This window comes from Mesorhizobium sp. P2_B5 (genome assembly GCF_056404775.1).
On the sequence record NZ_JBFUDJ010000026.1, the window covers coordinates 1 to 2,500 of the forward strand.

General features: G+C 55.4%; 1 tRNA gene and 2 rRNA genes (1 of these 3 cut by a window edge). All 3 read right to left on the reverse strand.

The window, feature by feature from the left end:
• Positions 1 to 189: 189 nt before the first annotated feature.
• Positions 190 to 266 (reverse strand) — tRNA-Met (locus tag AC1D1N_RS32225).
• Positions 267 to 478: 212 nt separating this feature from the next.
• A 5S ribosomal RNA gene (gene rrf / locus AC1D1N_RS32230) occupies positions 479 to 593 on the reverse strand.
• Between the two features lie 204 nt (positions 594 to 797).
• Positions 798 to 2,500, reverse strand: a 23S ribosomal RNA gene (locus tag AC1D1N_RS32235); it runs 1,099 nt beyond the window's last position.

Below are 2,500 nucleotides of genomic sequence, written 5' to 3' on the forward strand. Positions count from 1 at the left end.
TGGTCCGGCTGCCGCATACAAAAAGGCCCGCACGGGGCGGGCTTTTGTATTTGGTTGCGGGGACAGGATTTGGCTTTTCTGTCCCGCGGCGTCGGCTTCGCCTCCTTGCAGGCCCCTGATGCAGGTTAAAACCGGCCGGCCACCACAGCAAAATACAAAAAGGCCCGCACGAGGCGGGCTTTTTGTATTTGGTTGCGGGGACAGGATTTGAACCTGTGACCTTCAGGTTATGAGCCTGACGAGCTACCGGGCTGCTCCACCCCGCGTCAACCTTAGAGGTAAGCCGAAGCTTACTGGATTAGAAGAGCCGCCAAATGAAAGGGCCGCTTGCGCGGCCCGTAGTCCCGTTGGCGGGCCTCGATGCATGTCGCCCAAAAGTGTTGAGCGGTTTTGGGATAACGACATGCATCAACATAATCGTAATGAGAAGATTCCACTCCATCCAATTTGGATCGAGAGTTCAACGTGCGTTTGGCAGACCTGGCAGCGACCTACTCTCCCGCGTCTTGAGACGAAGTACCATCAGCGCTGGAGCGTTTCACGGCCGAGTTCGGAATGGGATCGGGTGCAGCCGCTCCGCCATAACCACCAGGTCGGCAAAACGCACGTTATTCGAGAAGCTGTTTTTTGTGCCAAGGCGACGCCTTTTGCGGTTGGCTTCCGGGCGTAAGCCCGCAAGCGCGACTGCGCGTCGCCGGTTTTCCGGCGCCCTCGCGGAGCGTCCGGCCGAAGGCCGATACGACGCGTGAGCGCTGGTCAGACCATTCGACTTTATCGAATGAGCATAAGGAATGAGAACGATCAAGCCGATCGAACTATTAGTACCGGTAAGCTTCAAGCGTTGCCGCTCTTCCACACCCGGCCTATCAACGTGGTCGTCTTCCACGGTTCTCAGGGAATACTCGTTTTAAGGTGGGTTTCCCGCTTAGATGCCTTCAGCGGTTATCCCGTCCGGATATAGCTACCCTGCTATGCGGCTGGCGCCACAACAGGTCCACCAGAGATCCGTCCATCCCGGTCCTCTCGTACTAGGGACAGATCCTTTCAATATTCCTACACCCACGGCAGATAGGGACCGAACTGTCTCACGACGTTCTGAACCCAACTCACGTACCGCTTTAAATGGCGAACAGCCATACCCTTGGGACCTGCTCCAGCCCCAGGATGCGATGAGTCGACATCGAGGTGCCAAACAACCCCGTCGATATGGACTCTTGGGGGTCATCAGCCTGTTATCCCCGGCGTACCTTTTATCCGTTGAGCGATGGCCCTTCCACGCGGGACCACCGGATCACTATGACCGACTTTCGTCTCTGCTCGACTTGTCAGTCTCGCAGTCAGGCAGGCTTATGCCATTGCACTCAGCGAACGATTTCCGACCGTTCTGAGCCCACCATCGCGCGCCTCCGTTACTCTTTAGGAGGCGACCGCCCCAGTCAAACTACCCACCATACATTGTCCCGGACCCGGATAACGGGCCGCGGTTAGACATCCATAGTAATAAGGGTGGTATTTCAAGGGTGGCTCCACCTGAGCTGGCGCCCAGGTTTCAAAGCCTACCACCTATCCTACACATGCCACTACGAATGCCAATGTAAAGCTATAGTAAAGGTGCACGGGGTCTTTCCGTCTAACCGCAGGAACCCCGCATCTTCACGGGGAATTCAATTTCACTGAGTCTATGCTGGAGACAGCGGGGAAGTCGTTACGCCATTCGTGCAGGTCGGAACTTACCCGACAAGGAATTTCGCTACCTTAGGACCGTTATAGTTACGGCCGCCGTTTACTGGGGCTTCGATTCAGAGCTTGCACCCCTCCTCTTAACCTTCCAGCACCGGGCAGGCGTCAGACCCTATACGTCGTCTTGCGACTTCGCAGAGCCCTGTGTTTTTGATAAACAGTCGCTACCCCCTGGTCTGTGCCACCCTCCTCTACTTGCGTAGAAAAGGGTCACGCTTCTTCCGAAGTTACGCGTGCAATTTGCCGAGTTCCTTCAGCATAGTTCTCTCAAGCGCCTTGGTATACTCTACCTGACCACCAGTGTCGGTTTCGGGTACGGTTTATAAGGAGGAGCTATTTCCTGGAACCGCTCCGCTGCCCGTTCAATCCGATAAGATTGGACAACTTGTGCGATCCGTCACTACCTCCAAGCCCACGAATATTAACGTGGTTCCCATCGACTACGCGTTTCCGCCTCGTCTTAGGGGCCGGCTAACCCTGCTCAGATTAGCTTTAAGCAGGAACCCTTGGTCTTTCGGCGGGGGAGTCTCTCACTCCCCTTACGTTACTCATGTCAGCATTCGCACTTCTGATACCTCCACCACCCCTCACGGGTATGGCTTCATCAGCTTACAGAACGCTCCGCTACCGCTTGGCCCTTGCGGACCAAACCCTAAGCTTCGGTGTATGGCTTTAGCCCCGTTACATTTTCGGCGCAAAGACCCTTATTTAGACCAGTGAGCTGTTACGCTTTCTTTAAATGATGGCTGCTTCTAAGCCA